Raw genomic sequence first — 22,127 nt, forward strand, 5'->3', positions numbered from 1 at the left:
CCGCCATGTCGACGGGCAGTTCGAGCACGAGCGAGAAGAGCAGAAGCGCCGGCGCAAGCGGCGAGATCCGTACGTACAAGGGGCAGGAGCGCGCGCTGCGGGCCGGCCGCCTCGGCACGACGGGTCTCCTGCTGTCCGTGCTGGCCGCGAGCGCCCCGCTCATGGTCGTCGCAGGTGTCATGCCCACTACATACGGCGTGATGGGCGTCGTCGGACAGCCCCTCCTCTTCGTCATCCTCGGCGTGGTCCTGATGCTGTTCAGCGTCGGATACGCCGAGATGAGCCGCCACGTCCACAACGCCGGCGCCTTCTACGCCTACATAGCCCGCGGCCTCGGCCCGACCGCCGGCGCCGGAGCCTCCCTGGTCGCCCTCGTCGCGTACAGCGCCATGCAGGTCGGCATCTACGGCATCCTCGGCTTCGAGATCTCCGGGATCTTCGCCACCTACCTCGACATCACCCTCGCCTGGTGGATCCCCGCACTCCTCGCCGTGCTGGTCGTCGGCGCGCTCGGCTGGCTCAAGATCGACCTCAACGCCAAGGTGCTCGGCGTCCTGCTGGTCGTCGAGTGCGCGCTCGTCGTGATCTTCGACGTGGCCGCGATCGCCGACCCGGCCAAGGAGGGCCTGTCCCTCCAGGCGTTCAACCCCGAGACCCTCACCGGAGCCGGACTCGGTACCGCGCTCTGCTTCTGCATCGCCGCCTTCGTCGGCTTCGAGCAGGCCCCGGTGTACGCCGAGGAGACCAGCCGCCCGCAGATCGTCGTCTCCCGCGTGATGTTCCTCGCCGTCGGCTACGCCGCGCTCTTCCTGGCGCTGAGCGCCTGGGCGCTCAGCGTCGCGGCCGGCCCAGGCCAGATCGTCAAGGTGGCGGGGGAACAGGGACCCGGCCTCCTCTTCGCCCTCACCGAGAGCAGGCTCGGCCCCACCTTCACCGACGTACTCCACATCCTCTTCGTGACCGGCATGTTCGCGGCGCTGCTCAGCTTCCACAACGTCGTCGCGCGGTACGCCTTCGCGATGGGCCGCGAGGGCCTGTTGCCCGCATCCTTCGGACGTACGAACAAGACGAGCGGCGCGCCCGCCGCCGGCTCCCTGCTCCAGTCCGGTGTGTCCGCGGCCGTCGTCCTCGCCTTCGCGCTCACCGACGACACACCGGCCGGCGACCCGACCGTGCCGGTGCTGCACCTGTTCACCTGGATGGGCAACGTCGGCGCGCTCGGCGTCATCGTGCTGATGGCCGCCGCGTCGCTCGCGGTCATCACCTTCTTCGTACGCCGCGGGGCCGGCCGGGCGCAGGCGGGACGCCTGGTGGCCTCCGGCACCGCCGGGGCGGCCCTGCTGGTCATCGCGTTCTACACGGTCAAGGACTTCGGCGTGCTCGTGGGCGCGGGCCCGGGCTCCGCACTGAACTGGGTCCTGCCGGGCGTCATCGGCGCCGCACTCGCCGCGGGCCTGGTGTACGGCGCCGTACTGCGCCGCGCGAAGCCCGAGGTGCACGCCCGGATCGGCCTGGGCAACGAGGCGTTCCAGCTGGAGAAGCAGGCCACCGAAGCCTGACGGCGTCCGGGGCGGGTCGGACGGAAGTCCGACGGGCACCCGCGGTCCCCGGCCCCTGCGGCCGCGGGTGCTCGAATCGTCCTGTGACTCCTCAGCCAACCGGAGGCCCGGACGGCGGCGGCGCTCCCGTCGGCCGCCGCCCCGTCCCCGGTACGTGCAGCGGGAGCCGCACCCTCCGGCAGGCCCGCCGGGCGGACGTACCGCTCGCGCTGCGCGCGCGGGTCAAGCCGCTCGGCCACGCGCACGGCGGCCCGGTGCAGCCACCTTCGTTTGCGGCCGGCCCGACTTCGCCATGGGGGCGGCGGTCGCCGGACACATGGGGACGGCCCTGATGCGCCGCAGTCCCGGCGCGGCATGCGCACCGGGACTGCGGACCGTCAACGGGCGGAACGGGAAAACCCGTTGGGGGCGGCGGAGCACAGGGCCCCGCCGGCCAGGGCCTAAAGGACGAGTGACAACAGCAGCACGAAGACCAGCGAGACCACCGAGATGATCGTCTCCATCACCGACCAGGTCTTGACGGTCTGGCCGACGTCCATCCCGAAGTACTCCTTCACCAGCCAGAACCCGGCGTCGTTGACGTGGCTGAAGAAGAGCGATCCCGCCCCCACCGCGAGCACCAGCAGCGCCGTGTGCGACGTCGACATGTCGGCCGCGAGCGGGGCGACGAGACCGGCCGCCGAGATGGTGGCCACGGTCGCCGAGCCCGTCGCGAGCCGGATGGCGACGGCGATCAGCCAGGCCAGCAGCAGCGTCGGGATCGCCCAGTCCTCGGAGAAGTCCAGGATCATCTGGCCGACGCCCACGTCGATGAGCGTCTGCTTGAAGCCGCCGCCCGCGCCGACGATCATCAGCACGCCCGCGATCGGGGCGAGCGACTTCTCGACGGTCGAGGAGAGGCGGTCCTTGGTGAACCCGGCGGCGCGGCCCAGCGTGAAGAGTCCCACCAGCACGGCGGCGAGCAGCGCGATCAGCGGCGAGCCGATGACGTCCGTGACCCGCTGGACGACGTTCTCGGGATCGTTGACCACGATGTCCACGAGCGCCTTGGCCAGCATCAGCACGACCGGCAGCATCACCGTGGCGACGGTTGCGCCGAAGCCGGGACGGCGCTCCAGGTCCTCGGACGGACGCTGAAGGACCATCTTCTCGGGCACCGGTACGTCGACCCAGCGGGCGGCGTACTTCGAGAAGAGCGGCCCCGCGATGATCACGGTCGGAATCGCGACGAGCACACCGAGCGCCAGCGTGACGCCCAGGTTGGCGCCGATCGCGTCGATCGCGACCAGCGGGCCGGGGTGCGGCGGGATCAGCCCGTGCATCACGGACAGACCGGCCAGCGCCGGGATGCCGATCCGCATCAGCGAGTAGTTGCCGCGCTTGGCGACCAGCAGCACCACCGGGATCAGCAGCACGATGCCGACCTCGAAGAAGAGCGGCAGGCCGATGATGCTCGCGATCAGCACCATCGCCCAGGGCATCGCCCGGCCGCTCGCCTTCGCGAGGATCGTGTCGACGATCTGGTCCGCGCCGCCGGAGTCGGCGAGCAGCTTGCCGAGGATCGCGCCGAGCGCGATCAGTACGCCGACGCCCGCGACCGTGTTGCCGAGGCCGGTCGAGAAGCTGGAGATGGCCTTGTCGAGGGGGGCACCCGCGAACGCCCCGAGCGCCAGCGACCCGATGGTCAGCGCCAGGAAGGCGTGGAGCTTGAACTTCGTAATGAGCAGGACGATGACGGCGATGCCCGCGAGGACTGCTATCCCCAACTGGCCGTTGCCCGCCGAGGTGATCGGCTCGACGGCGTCCGCTGCCAGCGTCTCGACGCTGAGACTGGTCACGGTCTTCTTCTTTCTGAAGTTCTTCCTGAAGTCTTACTGGCCGCCGTCGAGCCGGCGCAGGGCCGCGACGGCTCGCTCGGTGATGTCCTGGGGGGTGCCGGAGACGTCCACGGACACGCCCGCCTCGTCCTCCTGGAGCGGCTCCAGGGTGGCGTACTGCGAATCCAGCAGGGCGGTGGGCATGAAGTGGCCCTTGCGCTCCCGCATCCGCTCCTCGATCAGTTCCCGGTCGCCCGTGAGGTGCAGGAACACGGCGCCGGGGGCGGCCGCCCGCAGCCGGTCGCGGTAGGACCGCTTGAGCGCGGAGCTGCTCACGACGCCGCCGAGCCCGGCCCTGCCGTGCGCCCACCGGCCGATCGAGTCGAGCCAGGGCCACCGGTCCGAGTCGTCCAGCGGGGTGCCGGCGGACATCTTGGCGATGTTGGCAGGGGGGTGGAAGTCGTCACCCTCGGCGTACGGAACGTCGAGCCGTTCGGCGAGCAGGGGACCGATGGTGGTCTTGCCGGTCCCTGCCACGCCCATCACCACGACGACGTGGGGGCTGTTCATGAGTCGAGTGCCTCGCTGTCTTCTTCGACATCGGTCCGTCGCGCTACTGAAACCTATTAGGTACGACGTATTCAAGAGGCTGTGACATAAACGTCGTACTTTTTGTTTCCGCAGGGTGCCCCGTACGCTGACCCCATGACCAACCAGGCCCGGGGACTGCACGCCCAGCTGCTGGAAAGCCTCGGTCCCGCGATCACCGCCGGTGAGTACCCGCCCGGCAGCGTGCTGCGTACGGACGAGCTCGCCCAGCGCTTCGACGTCTCGCGCACGGTGGTCCGTGAGGCGGTCCGGGTCCTGGAGTCGATGCACCTGGTGGAGTCCCGGCGCCGGGTGGGCGTGACCGTGCGCCCCACCGAGCAGTGGAACGTCTACGACCCGCAGGTCATCCGCTGGCGGCTGGCCGGCGCCGACCGCCCCCGCCAGCTGCGCTCCCTGACCGTCCTGCGCTCCGCCGTGGAGCCGGTGGCCGCCGGACTCGCCGCGCAGTTCGCGACCCCGGAGCAGTGCGCGGAGCTCACCGAGCGCGCACTCGGCATGGTCGCCACCTCGCGCGGTCGGCAGCTCGACGCGTACCTCGTGCACGACATCGCCTTCCACCGCGTCGTACTGCGTGCATCAGGCAATGAGATGTTCGCCCGGCTCGGCGACGTGGTGGCGGAGGTCCTCAGCGGGCGTACCAGGCACCAGGTGATGTTCGAGGACCCGGACCCCGCGGCCGTCACGCTGCACGTCCAAGTCGCCGAAGCCGTAAGGGAGGGCGACGCGGTACGGGCCGAACGGCTCACCCGCGAGATCGCCGTCGGCGCCCTCCAGGAGCTCGACGTTCTCGCCCCGTGATACGCCCTTAATGTCCGCCTCGTTATCCTTTTCTTTGCTTCAAATCAACTCTCTGGTCACTCTTGACGCTTGTATGTCCGACCTCCGAGCATTCTCCGCATGGTCTTGTCAGACAGCCGGACAGGTGGCGGCGCACCCCGGCGCATCAGCGCGATGGAAGCCGTCCTCACCCACCTCCGGGACGCGATAGAGCGGGGAGAGCTCGCCGTCGGTGAGAAACTTCCGACGGAGGCGGAGCTCGGCAAACGCTTCGAGGTCAGCCGCTCCGTCGTGCGGGAGGCCCTGCGCGCCCTCCAGGCGCTCGGCCTCACGGTCTCCCGGGCCGGCAAGGGCACGTACGTCGCGGCGAGCGGGCCCGACCAGAATCCGGTCTTCGGCGCGTACTCCTCCCGCGACCTGCTCGAAGTGCGGCGGCATGTCGAGATCCCCGTCGCGGGTTACGCTGCTCTTCGGCGGACGCAGGACGATGTCGACCTGCTGACGCATCTGATCGGGAAGATGGAGCAGGAGTCCGATCCCGCCGCCTGGGTGACGCTGGACACGCTCTTCCACACCTGTGTCGCACAGACTTCGGGCAATCCTGTCTTCCGCAAGATCATCGAAGAGATCAGGGACGCCCTCGCCCGGCAGTCCACCTTCCTGAACCAGCTCGGGGACCGGCGACGCCAGTCGGATCTCGAGCACCGGGCCCTCGTGGACGCCATCGTCCGCGGCTCCGAGGGGGCGGCCGTACAGGCGATGGCCGCCCACCTCGAACACGTCGAGATCACTCTTCACGCGATCGTGCGGCCCGGCGCCGCACTCCCCCCAAATGAAGGCGAAAAAATTCATGAGTGACCGCACTCTGTCTGCGGCCCCGGCCGGTCCCGCCGACCCTGTGCCGACATCCCCACATGTCGACGCGGGTGACGAGGGTTACAGCAAGGACCTCAAGTCCCGCCACATCAACATGATCGCCATCGGCGGAGCGATAGGCACCGGCCTGTTCCTGGGCGCGGGCGGACGCATGGCAGGCGCGGGCCCGTCCCTGGCCATCGCCTACGCGATCTGCGGCGTCTTCGCCTTCTTCGTCGTCCGTGCGCTGGGTGAGCTGGTCCTCTACCGCCCGTCCTCCGGCGCCTTCGTGTCGTACGCCCGTGAGTTCATGGGGGAGAAGGGCGCCTTCGCGGCGGGCTGGCTGTACTTCCTCAACTGGTCGACCACCGCTGTGGCCGACATCACGGCCGCCGCGACCTACGCCCACTTCTGGGCCATGTTCAGCGACGTGCCCCAGTGGATCCTCGCCCTGATCGCCCTCGCCGTCGTCCTCACCGCGAATCTGATCTCGGTGAAGTACTTCGGCGAGATGGAGTTCTGGTTCGCGATCATCAAGGTCGCCGCCCTGGTGGTCTTCATGGCCATCGGCATCTACCTCGTCGTCACCCAGCACCAGCTCGACGGCCACACTCCGGGCTTCTCCACCGTCAGTGACGGCGGCGGCCTGTTCCCGGTCGGCATGCTGCCGATGCTCCTGGTCATCCAGGGCGTCGTCTTCGCATACGCCTCGGTCGAGCTGTGCGGCGTCGCCGCGGGTGAGACCAAGAACCCCGAGAAGATCATGCCGAAGGCGATCAACTCGATCATGTGGCGCGTCGGCCTGTTCTACGTCGGCTCGGTCGTCCTGCTCGCGCTGCTGCTCCCGTACACGGCGTACTCCGGCGACGAGAGCCCCTTCGTCACCGTCATGAACAAGCTCGGCGTCCCCGGCGCCGCCGACGTGATGAACCTCGTCGTGCTGACGGCGGCCCTCTCCAGCCTGAACTCCGGCCTGTACTCCACCGGCCGCATCCTGCGCTCCATGGCGCTGGCGGGCTCCGCGCCGAAGTTCACGGGCCGCATGAACAAGGGCCAGGTCCCGTACGGCGGCATCCTGCTCACCGCCGGCTTCGGCGTCCTCGGCGTCGGCCTCAACTACGTCATGCCCGGCGAGGCCTTCGAGATCGTCCTCAACTTCGCGTCGATCGGCATCCTCGGCACCTGGGGCATGATCATGCTGTGCTCGCTGCTCTTCTGGCGCCGCGCCCGGGAGGGCAAGGTCACCCGCCCCTCCTACCAGCTGCCCTGGGCCCCGTACACGCAGATCGTCACGCTGGTCTTCCTCGCCAGCGTCGTCGTCCTGATGTGGTGGGGCGGCGGCATCGGCCGGACGACCGTGATGTGCCTCCCGCTGATCGCGGCGGCCCTGGTCGGCGGCTGGTTCGTGGTCCGCAAGCGGGTGGCCGTGCTGGCGGCGGACCGCAAGCACGTCTAGCCCGCCCGCTCCGTACGACGCGGAGGGTGGCACCCCACGGCGGGGTGCCACCCTCCGTGCGTTGCCGCGCACACGACTCCTGGAGCCGCGCCGCGGCCGCCGCACGCCGGCGCGACGGCCGCGGCACGAGGCCACCACCGGGGCCGCCGATACGTACGGCGCGGTCGTGGCCGGAGCACTCACCCCACGAACACGACCGCATCCGCCGGAGGCACCGCCGAGGCCCCGGCACGCAGCGTCGCCCGGGAGGCGGGCGCGCACCGCTCGGCCCCGGGCGGGGCCCGGGGCCGCACAGTCGGCCCGAGAGCCCGCCCATCGCGGCGGTGCCTTCGCGAAGATCCCTGCCGGACGGGCCACGTGCGCGTCCCGGCTGCCCCACGGCCGGCCGCGGCACCGGCTTCGCCGCCCCGCCGGACTGCGCCGGTACGTCACCGCACCGGACGCCCCCGGCGTCCAGGCCTCCTTCCACGCCCCCGGCGGCCGCGCCGTACGCGAGGCGCTGGACCACGTCCCGTCGCGGCGCCGCCCGGGAAGACCGCCGGGACCCGCCGGCACCCGCGTGGGCGGACAGCGGGTCTGCGACGCCGGTCCGCGGAGCGGGTACGGTGCGGAAGCGGTCCCCGTACTCCATGCGTGAGGAAGGAAGTCCACCTATGACACAGCAGGTCCAGGGGGTAATCGCCCCGGGGAAGAACGAGCCGGTGCGGGTGGAGACGATCACGATTCCCGATCCCGGTCCCGGCGAGGCCGTCGTGAAGATCCAGGCGTGCGGGGTCTGCCACACCGACCTGCACTACAAGCAGGGCGGGATCAACGACGACTTCCCCTTCCTCCTCGGCCATGAGGCGGCGGGCATCGTCGAGACGGTCGGCGAAGGCGTCACCGGCGTCGCCCCCGGAGACTTCGTCATCCTCAACTGGCGTGCGGTGTGCGGCCAGTGCCGGGCCTGTCTGCGCGGCCGCCCCCAGTACTGCTTCGACACCCGCAACGCGAAGCAGAAGATGACCCTGTCCGACGGCACCGAGCTGTCCCCGGCACTCGGCATCGGCGCGTTCGCCGAGAAGACCCTGGTCGCGGCCGGCCAGTGCACCAAGGTCGACCCCGCCGCCTCGCCCGCCGTCGCCGGGCTGCTGGGCTGCGGCGTCATGGCGGGCATCGGCGCCGCCATCAACACCGGCCGGGTCACCCGCGGCGACTCGGTCGCCGTCATCGGCTGCGGCGGCGTCGGCGACGCGGCGATCGTGGGCGCCCGGCTCGCGGGCGCGTCGAAGATCATCGCGGTCGACATCGACGACCGCAAACTGGCGACCGCCCGCACCATGGGCGCCACCCACACCGTCAACTCCCGCTCCACCGACCCCGTGGAGGCCGTCCGCGAACTCACCGGCGGCTTCGGCGCCGACGTGGTCATCGAGGCGGTGGGCCACCCCGAGACGTACAAGCAGGCGTTCTACGCCCGCGACCTGGCCGGCACCGTCGTCCTCGTCGGCGTCCCCACCCCCGACATGACCCTGGAACTCCCCCTGATCGACGTCTTCGGCCGCGGCGGAGCCCTCAAGTCCTCCTGGTACGGCGACTGCCTGCCCTCCCGCGACTTCCCGATGCTGATCGACCTGCACCAGCAGGGCCGCATCGACCTCGCCGCCTTCGTCACCGAGACCATCGGCCTGGGCGACGTCGAGAAGGCCTTCACCCGCATGCACCAGGGCGACGTACTGCGCTCGGTGGTGGAATTCGCATGACCTCCGCACGCATCGACCACCTGACCACCTCCGGCACCTTCTCCCTCGACGGCGGCACCTGGGAGGTCGACAACAACGTCTGGATCGTCGGCGACGACACCGAGGCGATCGTCATCGACGCCGCCCACGACGCCGGTGCCATCCTGGCCGCCCTCGGCGGCCGCACCCTGCGCGCCATCGTCTGCACGCACGCCCACAACGACCACATCGACGCGGCACCGGCCCTCGCCGCCGCCACCGGCGCGCCGATCCTCCTGCACCCCGACGACCTGCCCCTGTGGAAGCACACCCACCCCGGCCGCGCTCCCGACGGCGAGCTCACCGACAACCAGACCCTCACCGTCGCCGGCACCGCACTGACCGTCCTGCACACCCCGGGACACGCCCCCGGCGCGGTCTGCCTGTACGCCCCGGAGCTGGCCACCGTCTTCACCGGCGACACCCTCTTCGCCGGCGGCCCCGGCGCCACCGGCCGGTCCTTCTCGGACTTCCCGACGATCATCGACTCGATCCGCGACCGGCTGCTCGCCCTGCCGCCGGACACGGCCGTCCGCACCGGCCACGGTGACGGGACCACCATCGGCGCGGAGGCCCCGCACCTCCAGGAGTGGATCACCAGAGGGCACTGAAAACAGAAGAACCCCCAGTTCCACTGGGGGTTCTTCGCTGGTGTCCGAGGGGGGACTTGAACCCCCACGCCCGATAAAGGGCACTAGCACCTCAAGCTAGCGCGTCTGCCATTCCGCCACCCGGACAAGGTGTCTGTCTCGCGGCCCTGGGCCGTTCCGACGTGGAAAACCATAGCAAACATTCAGACCCCCTGATCACACCCCCTGACCGGCAGCGGGAGGATGAGGGCGACCACCAGCAACGCCAGTGGGAGGAAGCAGCGTGAGCGAGTCGAAGACGGACCGGACGGTTCCGGGCGAGGACGAGGTCGTCGATCTCTGCCGTGACCTGATCAGGATCGACACCAGCAACTACGGAGACCACTCGGGGCCGGGGGAGCGCGCCGCGGCGGAGTACGTCGCCGAGAAGCTCGCCGAGGTGGGGCTCGAACCGCAGATCTTCGAGTCCCACCCGGGACGGGCCTCCACCGTGGCCAGGATCGAGGGCGAGGACCCGTCCAAGCCCGCACTGCTCATCCACGGGCACACCGACGTCGTACCGGCCAACGCCCAGGACTGGACGCACCACCCCTTCGCGGGCGAGATCGCGGACGGCTGCGTGTGGGGCCGGGGCGCGGTCGACATGAAGGACATGGACGCGATGACCCTCGCGGTCGTGCGCGACAGGATGCGCAGCGGCCGCAAGCCCCCGCGCGACATCGTGCTGGCCTTCCTCGCCGACGAGGAGGCGGGCGGCACGTACGGGGCCCGGCACCTCGTCGACAAGCACCCGGACCTCTTCGACGGCGTCACGGAGGCCATCGGCGAGGTCGGCGGCTTCTCCTTCACCGTCAACGAGAACCTGCGGCTCTATCTCGTGGAGACGGCGCAGAAGGGCATGCACTGGATGCGGCTCACCGTGGACGGCACGGCCGGCCACGGCTCGATGACCAACAGCGACAACGCGATCACCGAGCTGTGCGAGGCCGTGGGGCGGCTCGGGCGGCACACGTGGCCGGTGCGGGTCACCAAGACCGTGCGGTCCTTCCTGGACGAGCTCTCGGACGCGCTCGGCACTCCGCTCGACCCCGAGGACATGGACGCGACGCTCGCCAAGCTCGGCGGCATCGCGAAGATGATCGGCGCCACGCTGCGCAACTCCGCCGCCCCGACCATGCTCGGCGCGGGCTACAAGGTGAACGTGATCCCCGGGCAGGCGACCGCGCACGTCGACGGACGCTTCCTGCCCGGGTACGAGGACGAGTTCCTCGCCGACCTCGACCGGATCCTCGGCCCGCGCGTACGGCGCGAGGACGTGCACGGCGACAAGGCCCTGGAGACCAGTTTCGACGGGGGCCTCGTCGACGCGATGCAGGTGGCGCTCAGGGCCGAGGACCCCATCGCGCGCGCCGTCCCGTACATGCTCTCCGGCGGCACCGACGCCAAGTCCTTCGACGACCTCGGGATCCGCTGCTTCGGCTTCGCGCCGCTGAAGCTGCCGCCCGAGCTGGACTTCGCCGGGATGTTCCACGGCGTCGACGAGCGGGTTCCGGTGGACGGGCTGAAGTTCGGCGTGCGCGTCCTGGACCGTTTCCTGGACAACTGCTGAAACGAAAATCCCAATAATCGGCCGAGTGTGCTATTCAACCGAAAAGAGTGAATGCGACCATACGCTAGTAGCCCAATTGCTTTCCCTTCGTTACGAGGGGTGTGGTTCGCGGCTGAACCGCATTTGCCAACAAGGAGGAAAAGTAATGATCAAGAAGGTCGTCGCTGCTGCGGCTGCTACTGGTGGTCTGGTTCTGGCCGGCGCGGGCATGGCCGTTGCCGACGCGGGTGCCAAGGGTGCTGCTGCCGGTTCCCCCGGCGTGCTTTCGGGCAACGTCGTCCAGGCCCCGATCCACGTGCCGGTGAACGCGTGCGGCAACACGGTCTCCGTGATCGGGCTGCTGAACCCCGCCTTCGGCAACACCTGCATCAACAAGTGACGTTGGGCATGCACCCGTAAGGGTCTGAGCCCGGGCGGCCCCGGAGTGCGCGCCACGCACTCCGGGGTCGCCGGGCGTTCGACCTGCGGTCGGCAACGTCCCGTGGGTATTCGGTGAAGGCAAGAGGCAGGGGAACGTACGAATGCGTCAGGTAACGAGAAACAGCCTGATCACCATGGCGGCCGCGAGCGGTCTGCTGGCTGTGGGGGGCGGAAACGCGCACGCCGGCTCGGGGGCCGAAGGATCCACTTCGGATTCCCCGGGCGTACTGTCCGGGAATTCCGTACAGGCTCCGGTGAACGCCCCGATCAATGTGTGCGGAAACACCGTGAATGTCATCGGGGTGCTCAATCCCGCCGTCGGCAATCGCTGCGCCAATGACTCGAAGGGCTCGAAGCCCGGCAAGAACCACGACGGGGGCGGAGCGGCGGCCGAAGGGCACGCGAGCAACTCCCCCGGTGTCGGCTCGGGCAACCACGTCCAGGTGCCGGTCGACGCCCCCGTGAACGTCTGCGGAAACAGCGTCACCGTCGGCGGCCTCGCCAACCCCGCCGCGGGCAACGACTGCGGCAACGACTCCACCGGGACTCCGCCGGGACCGGGCACCGAGGAACCGCCGGGCGAGCCGGAGGAGCCGGGCGATCCCGGAGAGCCGGAGGAGCCGGAGGAGCCGGGCAACCCCGGAGAGCCGGAGGAGCCGGGCAACCCGGGCTCGCCGGAAACCCCCGAGAAGCCGGACGCGCCCGCGGAGCCGGAGGAGCCGGCGACGCCCGGCAAGCCGGGAACCCCGAACGAACCGGACACCCGGACCATCACCCAGCCCAAGGGCACCGAAGCGCTGGCCGAGACCGGTGCCGGCACTCCGCTCGGCGTGATCGTCCCGGCCGGGGCGGGGCTGCTGCTGGCCGGTGCGGTGCTGTACCGCAGGGCGCGTTCCGCGGCGTAACGCGGGAAAGCGCCGGCAGGAATGGATCGGGCCCCGCGATCGCGGGGCCCGATCCGTCTTCACCAGGTGGCGCGAAGCTGACGGATGATCCGCCTGCGCAACCGCACGCGGCGGCTGCCGTCCCGGTGCAGACTCAGTCGGTCCAACTCCCAGTGTCCGTACTCGGCATGGTCGGTCAGCAGACGGGTCGCGTCCTTGCGGGAGACCCCGCGCGGTACGTACACGTCGACAAATTCGTATTCCGGCATCGCATCTATTGTGCGGGCAGAGCCCTGGTACGGATAGCGTCTGCACTATGTCTGATGCTGCGCATCCCACCGCTGCCGAGGTACGCGCCGCCGCCGAGGCGGTCAAAGTCGCGCTCGACCGTCACCTCGACGCGGTCGAACGCCGCACCGGGGACGACGACCCGGCCGTCTACGACGCGTTCAACGAGCTCGCCGCGGCCGCCGAGGCGTACGACGAGCGGCTCTACGACCGGTACGACGAGGTCACGCCCTTCGAGATCCCGGGGTCGGACGACTCCATGCCGCCGTACACCGGGCCCGAGGAGCCCAATGCGGTGACCGTCCTCATCCGTCGCGACTACGCGGTGGTGGGGACGCAACGGCTGCTCGCCCAGGCACAGCGGATCGCCGATCTCGACCCGGACGTCGACGGCCCGGTGATCGACGCCGACACCGATCTCGACACCGACGAGCGGAGCGGTACGGCGGCGGTCGTCGGCGGCAGTGTCCATGCTGCCCTGGGCGTGCTCTTCGGCGAGTACGAGCCGGACGAAATCGCCTCCCGGCACAAGGAGTTCGGGCTGGAGGAGGGCGACTCCACCCTGTGGGTCGCCGCCGCGGAGGACCTGCCCGAGCCGGGGGAGTGGCTGAACGCCCCCTTCGAGCAGGCCGATCCGCAGCGGGTCGTGTGCCGTTTCGACGTCAGCTCCGTCTTCGACGACGAGCTGGACGAGGCGGACGGCCACGACCAGCGCTGACCGTCCGCCTCCGCAGCCCTCCTAAGGGGCGGGCTGCTCGCCCTGCTGCTCGTCCGGCCGTGCGGCGAGGGGCTGGAGCAGGGTGCGCAGCCGCGTGGTGCGGGGCCGGTCCGGGATCTCGGCCACCGCGCGGGGCAGTGCCTGGTCGACGCCGTGGACCACGGACAGGTGCCGCTCCCCGCGACTGAACGCGGTGTAGATCCACGGGCGGTCCAGCGCCGGGGCGGCGTCACCGGGCAGGACGACCACGACCGCGGGCCACCGCATCCCGGTCGCCTGGTGTGCGGTGAGCGCCCAGGCGTGCCGTACCTCGGTCTCCACCCGGTCCTTCGGTACGACGACGGGCGTGCCCTCGCAGTCGAGGTGCAGGCCGTCGGCGTCCGCCGAGACGACCGTGCCGGGCAGCGTCCTGCCGGGCGCCGGGACGTGGGCGACCCGGTCTCCCGGGTCGAAGCCGCCGAACCGGCCCGGGCCGGGGTTGAGTCGCTGCTTGAGCGCCGCGTTGAGCGCGCGGGTGCCCGCAGAACCGCCGTGCCCGGGGGTGATCACCTGGGTCTGCGCGGCGGACACCCCGAAGGCGCGCGGCACCGAGTCGGCGACCAGCTGGACGGTCCGGTGCACGGCCTCCCCGGCGTCACGGACCGGAACGATCACCACCTCCCTGCCGGGCGCCTCGACCTGGTTCAGCTCGCCGATCGCGATACCGGAGACCAGCTCACCGATCGGGCCGGGGTCGGGCGTACGCGAGACGATGTACGGGCACGCGCGGGAGGCCAGCAGGTCCGCGAAGACCCGGCCCGCGCCCGCGGACGGCAGCACGTGGGGATCGCCGCTGAGGACGAGCCGGGTGCCGTCCGCCAGCGACTCCACGAGGACCGCGGCGCTCTCCACGTCCAGCTGCGGGGCGTCCAGCACGACCAGCAGATCGAGGGCGAACGCGCCGTCCTCGTCCCGGCCGGGGCCCTCGGCCCCGGCGAGCAGGCCGGAGACGGTGACCGAGGCCGACGCGTCGTCGAGCGCGGCGGCGAGACGCCGGCGGCCGTCGGCGCTGTGCGACGCGGCGTACGCCCGCAGGCCGAGGCGGCGTGCCGTGGCGACCAGCGCGGCCGGTTCGGCACGGGCGGCCTCACCGCCGCTGTGGGCGACCAGGCCGTTCGCGGCGACGGCGCGGATCACTTCGGCGGCGGAGGGCGAGACGCCGCCGGCGTCCCAGTCGGCCGTTTCCGCCGCGTTGCCGAACGTACTGGCCAGCCGGGCGAAGCCCTCGGCGAGGCTTTCCTCGGCGAGGGCGTACCGGTCGAGCCCCAGCAGGACCTCCACCGGCTCCTCGCTGTCGGACTCGTCGGCCGCGCCGTCCTGCGCGCCGTCCTGGAAGGCCAGCACCACGCCCTCGGCGACCGCGTTCCGAACGGCCTCGTCCGGGTCGGGCACCTTGTGCTCGGTCAGCGCCTTGCGGACGGCGCCGGACTCCAGGACGGTGTGGCCCCGGACCGCCGCCCGCTCCAGGAGCCATCCGACGAGCGCCGCCGTCCGGCGCTCGTCGCCGGGACCGCACTCGGCGCCGAGCAGTGCGCGCGCGAATCCGTCGGCCTGTTCGGGCCGCACCCCGGGCACGGACAGCAGCTGCCACGGGTCGTCGCGCAGCACCTGCCCGGCCTGCTCCCCGAGTACGCCCGCGACCGGCCCGGCCAGCGCCTCGGGGGCGCCGCCCTCGGTCAGTACGGCCCGTACGGACGCCACGGCCTCCGGCGCGGCGGGGGCGGGGGCGGCAGCCCGTGCCGGCGCGGCCGGGACAGGAGCGGGCTCGGGCGCGGCGCGGCGCGGCGCGGGCGCCGGGGAGGCGAAGAACGCGTCCCCGGACTTCGCGCCGCTCTCCACGGCCCGTACCGCCGCGAGCAGCTCGGCGGCCTGCCCGCTCAGCTTGGCACCGGCCTCGACGGGCGCGGTCTTCTCGGCCTTGCGCTGCTCGATCCGCTCCCGCAACGCCCGCTGGGCGGCGAGCTCTGCCTCGGCCTCCGACAACTGCGGCGCACCGCCGGCCTCAGCAGCGGCCTCGCCACCGCTCGACGGCCCTTCGTCGTCCACCGTGCTTTCACCGTCACCGTCGCCGGCACCATCACTGTCACGGTCCGCCGTCCCCCCGGCGCCGGCCCCCGCGTCCTCGCCGGTGAGCTCCGGACGCCTCTCGGCGTCCGTCACGTCGTCCACCGGGCCGCCCACCGCGGCTTCTGGCGCCGTGTCGGCAGAACCTGTGGTCGGGTCGGCGCCGTCCGCCGCGGCGGTGTCGCGGTCTTCGGCCGGGGGTCCGGGGGTTGCCCCCGGGGAAGCGCAGTCACAGCGTGCTCCAGTCCTGGTCGGGGTAGCGGTGCATGGGCGCCGACACATCGTCGAGCGCCTGGCAGATCTCATCCGGAAGACTAAGCGTCTCCACTGACAATGCCTCCCTGAGCTGCTGCGCGTTGCGCGCGCCCACGATCGGGGCCACCACGCCCGGCCGGTCCCGGACCCAGGCGAGGGCCACCTGGAGTGTGGTCGCGGCGAGCCCGTCCGCGGCCGTCGCGACCGCGTCCACGATCCGGCCCGACGCGTCGCCGAGGTACGGCGCGACGAACCCCGACAACTGCTCCGACCCACCGCGCGAGTCGGGCGGTACGGTATGCCGGTACTTGCCGGTGAGCACGCCCCGGCCGAGCGGCGACGACGGCAGCAGCCCGACCCCCAGATCGAGCGCGGCCGGCAGTACCTCCCGCTCCACACCGCGCTGGAGCAGTGAGTACTCCATCTGTGTGCTGGCGAGCCGGGTGCGTACACCGGGCGCGGCGAGCTGCCAGGTGGCGGCCTTCGCCAGCTGCCAGCCGGAGAAGTTGGACACCCCCGCGTACCGCGCCCGGCCGCTGCCGACCGCGATGTCGAGCGCCTGGAGCGTCTCGTCGAGCGGCGTCGCCGCGTCGAAGGCGTGCACCTGCCACACATCGACGTAATCCGTACCGAGCCGCTCCAGCGACGCGTCGAGCGCCGCCAGCAGATGGCCGCGCGAGCCGTCGAAGCGCCGGTCGGGGTCGGGCACGCTGCCCGCCTTGGTCGCGATGACCATGTCCCGCCGCGGAACGAGCCGTTCCATGAGGTGTCCGAGCAGGTGCTCCGCGTCTCCGTCGCCGTACACGTCCGCCGTGTCGACGAGCGTGCCGCCCGCGCGCCAGAACGCCTTCAACAGATCGGCGGCGTCGTGCTCGTCGGTGCCCCGCCCCCAGGTGAGAGTGCCGAGCCCGATCCTCGATACGCGCAGGCCCGTGCGGCCGAGATGCCTCTGCTCCATGGGCGCGAGATTACTGGCCGGGGGCCGTCGCGCAGGTGACCTGTGGACAACCCGCACCCGAGTGCCCGCCCTTCGCGCCCCTGACGGATGGGGGCCTCGCGCGCTAGAGTCCCCGCACAGGTACGTTACTGATCAGTAAGGGGAGTGGCATGCGGCTCGGCATCAACCTCGGTTACTGGGGCGCGGGGGCGGACGGCGACAATCTGGCCGTCGCCCAGGAAGCGGACCGGCTCGGCTACGACGTCTGCTGGGCCGCCGAGGCCTACGGTTCGGACGCCGCCACCGTGCTCTCCTGGGTCGCGGCCCGGACCGAGCGCATCGACGTCGGCTCCGCGATCTTCCAGATCCCGGCCCGTACGCCCGCCATGACGGCGATGACCGCCGCCACCCTCGACTCCCTCTCCGGCGGCCGCTTCCGCCTCGGACTCGGCGTCTCGGGCCCGCAGGTGTCCGAGGGCTGGTACGGCGTGAAGTTCGACAAGCCGCTGGCCCGCACCCGTGAGTACGTCGAGATCGTCCGCAAGGCCATGACCCGCGAGCGCCTGTCGTACGAGGGGCGGCACTGGACGCTGCCGCTGCCCGGCGGCCCCGGCAAGCCGCTGAAGCTCACCGTCCACCCGCAGCGCGAGCACATCCCGCTCTACATCGCCGCGATCGGCCCCAAGAACCTGGAGCAGACCGGCGAGATCGCCGACGGCGCCCTGCTGATCTTCCCCTCCGCCGAACACATCGAGGACACGGCGATCCAGTACCTGCGCGCGGGCCGGGAGAAGGCCGGCAGGACCATGGAGGACTTCGACATCTGCCCCACGCTGCCGCTCGCGGTCGGCGACGACGTGAACGCGCTGGCCGACCTGTTCCGTCCGTACACCGCGCTGTACGTCGGCGGCATGGGCAGCCGCGAGCAGAACTTCTACAACCGGCTCGCGCAGCGCATGGGCTACGAGAAGGAAGCCGCCGAGATCCAGGACAAGTACCTGTCCGGCGACAAGGCGGGCGCCGCCGCAGCGATCCCGCACCGGCTGATCGACCAGACCACCCTGCTGGGCCCCGTGGAGCGGATCGCCGACCGGATGGCGGCGTACGCGGCCGCCGGAGTGACGACGCTGACGCTGGCCCCCGCGGGGTTCACGCTCGACGAGCGGATCACGGCCCTGCGCGCCGGCACCGAGGCTCTGGAGCGCGCGGGTCTCGCGTAACCCGGCGGGGCGGGGCGGCGGAAGGAAAGTCTGCGGCCGTGGTGGGGGCTCGGGGGTCTTCCCCGCCACGGCCGTCATGCACAACAACGCCGTACGGGCCGGTGGGGTTACGCGTCCGCGCCGCCCCGGGGCCCATCCTTCCGGCCGAGTTGACGGGCGCAGCTGTTGCCTGCCCTCCCGTGCCGCATTTGACGTGCTCTTTGCGGATGTCTGCATGGAGGTGCCAGTGGTGCTCTCGCCCCGGAGTCTTTTCCAGGAGATCCTCGACAACGACGATTCCTTCCGGCTTTTCTGCTCCATAGCCGCCGGCGGCGAGACCCAGGGCGGCTGGGAGAACGGCCGGATCGCGGCCCTGGTGCCCGGGAGCACGAGGTCCCTCGCCCCGAAGATCACCCGGCACGGCGCCGACGAGGACAAGCACGGCCGGATCTTCAACGCCCTGCTCAGGAAGCGGAACCTCGAACCGGTTCCGGTCCCGCCGTAGACCAACTACACGATGCTGCTCGAACGGCGGGGCAGCGGCCTCGCCCACGACAAGCCGCGCCGCGACGAGCCGCTGACCGGGAAGGACGTCCTCGTCCACCTCTCGCACAGCCGGGTGACCGAGCAGCGGGCCGCCGGTCAGATGGACATGCTGGTCAAGTACTTCGGCGACCACCCCGAAGTGGGCAGGCCGTTCGGGACGACCAGCCACGACGAGGAGGACCACCTCGCGTACTGCCACGAGGAACTGCTCCGGCTGGCCCGCGCCGGACACGGCCGTACGATCCAGCGGGTCCTGCGCGAGTGCGCCGTGGCGGAGAGCCGTGTCTACCGGGACGTCAGCCTCGCCGTCATGGCCCACACGGGGCGCGTCCTGAAGTGGCCCGGGTCCAAGTTCGCCGCTCCGACGGCGGGGATCCACGCCGGGTACGCGTACGAGCGCCTCGGCGGCCGGCGGCGCGTGGTCGGCCTGACGATGCCGCGACGGCGCGACGCGCTGGGGGGCCCGGCGGGAGACCCGGCGACGTCCGCCGCCGGAATCCTCTGACCGGCACGGCGGCCGTCCGTCAGAGCCAGCCCCGGCGCTGGAACAGGCGGTACAGGCCGACCTCGCACACCACCATCAACAGGATCACCGCGGGGTAGCCCCACACCCACTTCAGCTCGGGCATGTGCTCGAAGTTCATGCCGTAGACGCCCGCGACCATCGTGGGGACGGCCGCCATCGCGGCCCACGCCGAGATCTTCCTCATGTCGTCGTTCTGCCGCACGCTCATCTGTGCGAGATGCGCGGACAGGATGTCGGACAGCAGCCGGTCGAGCGCCTCCACCTGCTCGTTCGCGCGGGTGAGGTGGTCACTGACGTCCCGGAAGAACGGCTGCGCGTGGTCGTCGACGAACGGCAGGCCAGGACTCGACAGCCGCAGCATGGGCTGGGCGAGCGGCACGGTCGCGCGGCGGAATTCGAGTACCTGCCGTTTGAACGTGTAGATCCGCGAAGCGGTGTTCCTGGACTCGCCGCCGTCCGGCGCGAAGACTTCCGCCTCCAGTTCCTCCAGGTCGGTCTGGAGCTCCGCGCCGACGTCTATGTAGTGGTCGACGACGGCGTCGCTCACGGCGTACAGGACGGCGGTGGGGCCGTGCCGCAGGACGCCGGGGTCGGCTTCGAGGCGGTGGCGTACGGCGGCCAGCGGCGCCCCCTCGCCGTGTCGCACCGTCACCACGAACGAGTCGCCCACGAAGACCATCAGCTCGCCCGTCGTCACGGTGTCGCTCTCCGGTTCGTAGATCACCGGTTTCAGCACCGCGAAGAGCGAGTCGTCGTACACCTCCAGCTTGGGCCGCTGATGGGCGCGCAGGGCGTCCTCGACGGCCAGCGGGTGCAGGCCGAACTCACTGCTCACGAGGTCGAATTCCTTCTCGGTGGGCTCATGCAGCCCGATCCACAGGAAAGCGTCGCCGGTGGCCCGCGCTTCGGAGAGGGCGTCGGAAAAATCGGAAGGGCCCTCGGTGCGGCACCCTTCCCGGTAGATGGCACAGTCGACGATCACGGCGCGCATTCTCCCCCGGTACGGCCCCGGGCGCACCCCCGGGCCCTCCTCCGCCTAGGCTGGCCCTCATGGCCACGCTGATCCTCGTACGCCACGGACGCTCCACCGCCAACACCGCCGGGCTGCTCGCCGGCTGGACACCAGGTGTCACGCTCGACGAGCGCGGCGCCTCCCAGGCGGCCGCCCTTCCCGGTCGGCTGGCCGGACTGCCGCTGGCCGCCGCCGTCAGCAGCCCCCTGGAACGCTGCCGGCAGACCCTCCGGCCGCTGCTCGACGCGCGGCCCGGTCTCCCGCTGCACACCGACGAGCGGATAGGGGAGTGCCACTACGGGGACTGGTCGGGCCGCAAGCTCGCCGAGCTCGCCGACGAGCCGCTGATGGCCGCCGTGCAGCAGCACCCCTCCTCCGTCACGTTCCCCGGCGGGGAGTCGATGCGCGCCATGCAGGCGCGCGCGGTCGACGCCGTACGGGACTGGAACGCGCGCATCGAGGCCGAACACGGCGAGGACGCCGTCTACGTGATGTGCTCGCACGGCGACATCATCAAGTCCGTCGTCGCGGACGCATTGGGCCTTCATCTCGACCTCTTCCAGCGGATTCACGTGGATCCGTGTTCCCTGACGGCCATCCGGTACACCGGGCTCCGCCCCTTTCTCGTGCGCCTCGGCGACACCGGGGACCTCGCCCCGCTGGTGCCGCGGGAGAGCGGCAATGACGGGGACGCGGCCGTAGGGGGCGGCGCGGGCGCACCGTGATCGCTCCGCGCAGTAGGGTGGACGCGCCCGAGACCGCGCGTACAGACGATTTCAAGGGAGACAGAACGTGTCCCGTCAGGTGTTCCTCTACGACCCGCCGGACCGCTTTGTGGCCGGTACGGTCGGGCTGCCTGGACGCCGTACGTTCTTCCTGCAGGCATCCGCGGCCGGCCGTGTCACCAGCGTCGCCCTGGAGAAGGCCCAAGTGGCCGCGCTCGCCGAACGGATCGACGAGCTGCTCGACGAAGTGGTGCGCCGCACCGGGGGCAGCGCCCCCGTGCCGGCCGTGGCCCCCGCCGAAGTCACCGACAGCGCGCCGTTGGACGCACCTGTCGAGGAGGAGTTCCGCGTCGGCACCATGGCGCTGGCCTGGGACGGCCAGGAACAGCGCATGATCATCGAGGCGCAGGCCCTCGTCGAGCTGGACGTGGAGACCGACGAGGATCTCGCGGAAGCCGAGGAGCGTCTGCTCCAGGACGAGGAGAACGGCCCGCCGATGCTGCGGGTCCGGCTCAGCGGTGCGCAGGCCAGGGCCTTCGCCAAGCGTGCCCTCGACGTTGTCAACGCGGGCCGGCCGCCGTGCCCGCTGTGCAGCCTGCCGCTCGACCCGGAGGGACACGTATGCCCGCGTCAGAACGGATACCGCCGCGGAGCGTGACCTCCGTGGACGACCTCCTCACCGTGCTGGTGAAGGGGCAGCTCACGGTGCGCGGACGCGTCCGTGAAGCGTCCAACGCGGTGCTCCACTGCGGCATCGAGTACGAGGGCGTGACGGCGTCCTGCGTGTACAAGCCGGTCGCCGGCGAGCGGCCGCTGTGGGACTTCCCCGACGGTACGCTCGCCCAGCGCGAGGTCGCGGCGTACGAGATCTCGCAGGCGACGGGGTGGGGCCTGGTGCCGCCGACCGTGCTGCGCGACGGTCCGTACGGCGAGGGCATGTGCCAGCTGTGGATCGAGACGGACCCGGAAGGGGCCGACGGCGGCCTGCTGGCCCTTGTCGAGGACGACGAGCCGGCCGAGGGCTGGAAGGCGATCGCCTTCGCCGAGGTGGGGGAGGGGCGCACGGCGCTTCTCGTCCATGCCGACGATCCGCGCCTGCGCCGCCTCGCGGTCCTCGACGCGGTCATCAACAACGCCGACCGCAAGGGCGGCCACCTGCTGCCGGCCGCGGGCGGGAAGCTGTACGGCATCGACCACGGCGTCACCTTCCACGCGCAGGACAAGCTCCGAACCCTGCTGTGGGGCTGGGCGGGGGAGCCGCTGACGGCGGAGGCCGTCGAGGTGCTGGCCCGGTTGTCGGAGGAACTGGCTCCCGGGCGCCCGCTCGCCACCCGTATGGCCGAACTGATCACCCCGGTGGAGGCGGAGGCGCTGCGGGAGCGGGTGGCGGCACTGCGCACGACGGCCCGCCACCCGGAGCCGGGCGGCGACTGGCCGGCCATTCCGTGGCCACCGGTGTAGCCGTTCGGCGCGCCTGCGCAA

The 22,127-nt window shown here is 71.3% G+C and carries 20 protein-coding genes, 1 tRNA gene and 1 pseudogene; 15 read left to right on the forward strand and 7 right to left on the reverse strand.

Annotated features, from left to right (window positions below):
• Positions 1 to 5 precede the first annotated feature (5 nt).
• Positions 6 to 1,559 (forward strand): APC family permease, encoded by a 1,554-nt coding sequence (locus BN1555_RS25810; protein WP_093801607.1) that lies wholly within the window; start codon positions 6 to 8, stop codon positions 1,557 to 1,559.
• Positions 1,560 to 1,999: 440 nt separating this feature from the next.
• On the opposite strand, the gene BN1555_RS25815 is transcribed toward BN1555_RS25810, so the two are convergent.
• A complete protein-coding gene (locus BN1555_RS25815) occupies positions 2,000 to 3,397 on the reverse strand; it encodes a GntP family permease (protein ID WP_093801608.1) in 1,398 nt (465 codons plus the stop codon).
• Positions 3,398 to 3,430: 33 nt separating this feature from the next.
• Positions 3,431 to 3,946 (reverse strand): gluconokinase, encoded by a 516-nt coding sequence (locus BN1555_RS25820; protein WP_093801609.1) that lies wholly within the window; start codon positions 3,944 to 3,946, stop codon positions 3,431 to 3,433.
• Positions 3,947 to 4,081: 135 nt separating this feature from the next.
• On the opposite strand from BN1555_RS25820, the gene BN1555_RS25825 reads away from it, so the two are divergent.
• The 5 genes from BN1555_RS25825 to BN1555_RS25845 all read left to right on the forward strand — a co-directional run bounded on the left by BN1555_RS25825 (position 4,082) and on the right by BN1555_RS25845 (position 9,444).
• Positions 4,082 to 4,783 (forward strand): FadR/GntR family transcriptional regulator, encoded by a 702-nt coding sequence (locus tag BN1555_RS25825; RefSeq protein WP_093801610.1) that lies wholly within the window; start codon positions 4,082 to 4,084, stop codon positions 4,781 to 4,783.
• Positions 4,784 to 4,882: 99 nt separating this feature from the next.
• Positions 4,883 to 5,620 carry a FadR/GntR family transcriptional regulator gene (locus BN1555_RS25830; RefSeq protein ID WP_093801611.1) on the forward strand — a complete coding sequence of 246 codons (738 nt, stop codon included), beginning with the start codon at positions 4,883 to 4,885 and terminating at the stop codon, positions 5,618 to 5,620.
• The gene (locus BN1555_RS25835) at positions 5,613 to 7,073 is read left to right on the forward strand and encodes an amino acid permease (RefSeq protein WP_093801612.1); all 1,461 of its coding nucleotides are present in this window, start codon (positions 5,613 to 5,615) and stop codon (positions 7,071 to 7,073) included. Before BN1555_RS25830 ends, BN1555_RS25835 begins: the two co-directional genes overlap by 8 nt.
• A 653-nt stretch (positions 7,074 to 7,726) precedes the next feature.
• Positions 7,727 to 8,815, forward strand: coding sequence for an S-(hydroxymethyl)mycothiol dehydrogenase (locus tag BN1555_RS25840; RefSeq protein WP_093801613.1), 1,089 nt, complete (start codon positions 7,727 to 7,729; stop codon positions 8,813 to 8,815).
• Positions 8,812 to 9,444 (forward strand): MBL fold metallo-hydrolase, encoded by a 633-nt coding sequence (locus BN1555_RS25845; RefSeq protein WP_093801614.1) that lies wholly within the window; start codon positions 8,812 to 8,814, stop codon positions 9,442 to 9,444. The genes BN1555_RS25840 and BN1555_RS25845 overlap by 4 nt, the downstream gene beginning before the upstream one ends.
• A 38-nt stretch (positions 9,445 to 9,482) precedes the next feature.
• On the opposite strand, the gene BN1555_RS25850 is transcribed toward BN1555_RS25845, so the two are convergent.
• Positions 9,483 to 9,570 (reverse strand) — tRNA-Leu (locus BN1555_RS25850).
• A gap of 136 nt (positions 9,571 to 9,706) precedes the next feature.
• Here BN1555_RS25850 and BN1555_RS25855 point away from each other — a divergent pair.
• From BN1555_RS25855 to BN1555_RS41350, 3 genes are all read left to right on the forward strand, one after another.
• Positions 9,707 to 11,032, forward strand: a complete 1,326-nt coding sequence (locus tag BN1555_RS25855; RefSeq protein ID WP_093801615.1) for a M20/M25/M40 family metallo-hydrolase — start codon at positions 9,707 to 9,709, stop codon at positions 11,030 to 11,032.
• 145 nt (positions 11,033 to 11,177) lie between these two features.
• A complete protein-coding gene (gene chpH, locus BN1555_RS25860) occupies positions 11,178 to 11,411 on the forward strand; it encodes a chaplin ChpH (protein ID WP_093801616.1) in 234 nt (77 codons plus the stop codon).
• Positions 11,412 to 11,586: 175 nt separating this feature from the next.
• Positions 11,587 to 12,357: a chaplin gene (locus BN1555_RS41350; protein WP_369689036.1), complete on the forward strand. Its 771-nt coding sequence runs from the start codon at positions 11,587 to 11,589 to the stop codon at positions 12,355 to 12,357.
• A gap of 59 nt (positions 12,358 to 12,416) precedes the next feature.
• Here BN1555_RS41350 and BN1555_RS25870 read toward each other — a convergent pair whose 3' ends face one another.
• Positions 12,417 to 12,605 carry a DUF5703 family protein gene (locus tag BN1555_RS25870; RefSeq protein WP_093801618.1) on the reverse strand — a complete coding sequence of 63 codons (189 nt, stop codon included), beginning with the start codon at positions 12,603 to 12,605 and terminating at the stop codon, positions 12,417 to 12,419.
• 47 nt (positions 12,606 to 12,652) lie between these two features.
• Here BN1555_RS25870 and BN1555_RS25875 point away from each other — a divergent pair, with 47 nt between their 5' ends.
• The gene (locus BN1555_RS25875; RefSeq protein ID WP_093801619.1) at positions 12,653 to 13,342 is read left to right on the forward strand and encodes a hypothetical protein; all 690 of its coding nucleotides are present in this window, start codon (positions 12,653 to 12,655) and stop codon (positions 13,340 to 13,342) included.
• A gap of 21 nt (positions 13,343 to 13,363) precedes the next feature.
• Here the strand turns inward: BN1555_RS25875 and BN1555_RS25880 are convergent, their stop codons facing one another.
• Positions 13,364 to 15,541 carry a helix-hairpin-helix domain-containing protein gene (locus tag BN1555_RS25880; protein WP_255306455.1) on the reverse strand — a complete coding sequence of 726 codons (2,178 nt, stop codon included), beginning with the start codon at positions 15,539 to 15,541 and terminating at the stop codon, positions 13,364 to 13,366.
• 133 nt (positions 15,542 to 15,674) lie between these two features.
• A complete protein-coding gene (locus BN1555_RS25885; RefSeq protein WP_093801621.1) occupies positions 15,675 to 16,658 on the reverse strand; it encodes an aldo/keto reductase in 984 nt (327 codons plus the stop codon).
• A 149-nt stretch (positions 16,659 to 16,807) separates the two neighbouring features.
• Here BN1555_RS25885 and BN1555_RS25890 point away from each other — a divergent pair, with 149 nt between their 5' ends.
• Entirely contained in the window at positions 16,808 to 17,857 is a 1,050-nt protein-coding gene (locus tag BN1555_RS25890) for an LLM class F420-dependent oxidoreductase (protein ID WP_093801622.1), read from the forward strand.
• A 229-nt stretch (positions 17,858 to 18,086) separates the two neighbouring features.
• A pseudogene (locus BN1555_RS25895) lies at positions 18,087 to 18,887 on the forward strand (ferritin-like domain-containing protein).
• 19 nt (positions 18,888 to 18,906) lie between these two features.
• On the opposite strand, the gene corA reads toward BN1555_RS25895, so the two are convergent.
• Positions 18,907 to 19,899: a magnesium/cobalt transporter CorA gene (gene corA, locus BN1555_RS25900; protein WP_093801623.1), complete on the reverse strand. Its 993-nt coding sequence runs from the start codon at positions 19,897 to 19,899 to the stop codon at positions 18,907 to 18,909.
• Between the two features lie 59 nt (positions 19,900 to 19,958).
• Between corA and BN1555_RS25905 the strand changes: the two genes are divergently transcribed.
• The 3 genes from BN1555_RS25905 to BN1555_RS25915 all read left to right on the forward strand — a co-directional run bounded on the left by BN1555_RS25905 (position 19,959) and on the right by BN1555_RS25915 (position 22,106).
• Positions 19,959 to 20,645, forward strand: coding sequence for a histidine phosphatase family protein (locus BN1555_RS25905; RefSeq protein WP_093801624.1), 687 nt, complete (start codon positions 19,959 to 19,961; stop codon positions 20,643 to 20,645).
• Positions 20,646 to 20,712: 67 nt separating this feature from the next.
• Positions 20,713 to 21,303, forward strand: a complete 591-nt coding sequence (locus BN1555_RS25910; RefSeq protein WP_093801625.1) for a DUF3090 domain-containing protein — start codon at positions 20,713 to 20,715, stop codon at positions 21,301 to 21,303.
• Positions 21,267 to 22,106 (forward strand): SCO1664 family protein, encoded by an 840-nt coding sequence (locus tag BN1555_RS25915; protein WP_093801626.1) that lies wholly within the window; start codon positions 21,267 to 21,269, stop codon positions 22,104 to 22,106. The genes BN1555_RS25910 and BN1555_RS25915 overlap by 37 nt, the downstream gene beginning before the upstream one ends.
• Positions 22,107 to 22,127 lie beyond the last annotated feature (21 nt).

The organism is Streptomyces sp. Wb2n-11 (genome assembly GCF_001049855.1).
Lineage (GTDB): Bacteria > Actinomycetota > Actinomycetes > Streptomycetales > Streptomycetaceae > Streptomyces > Streptomyces altiplanensis.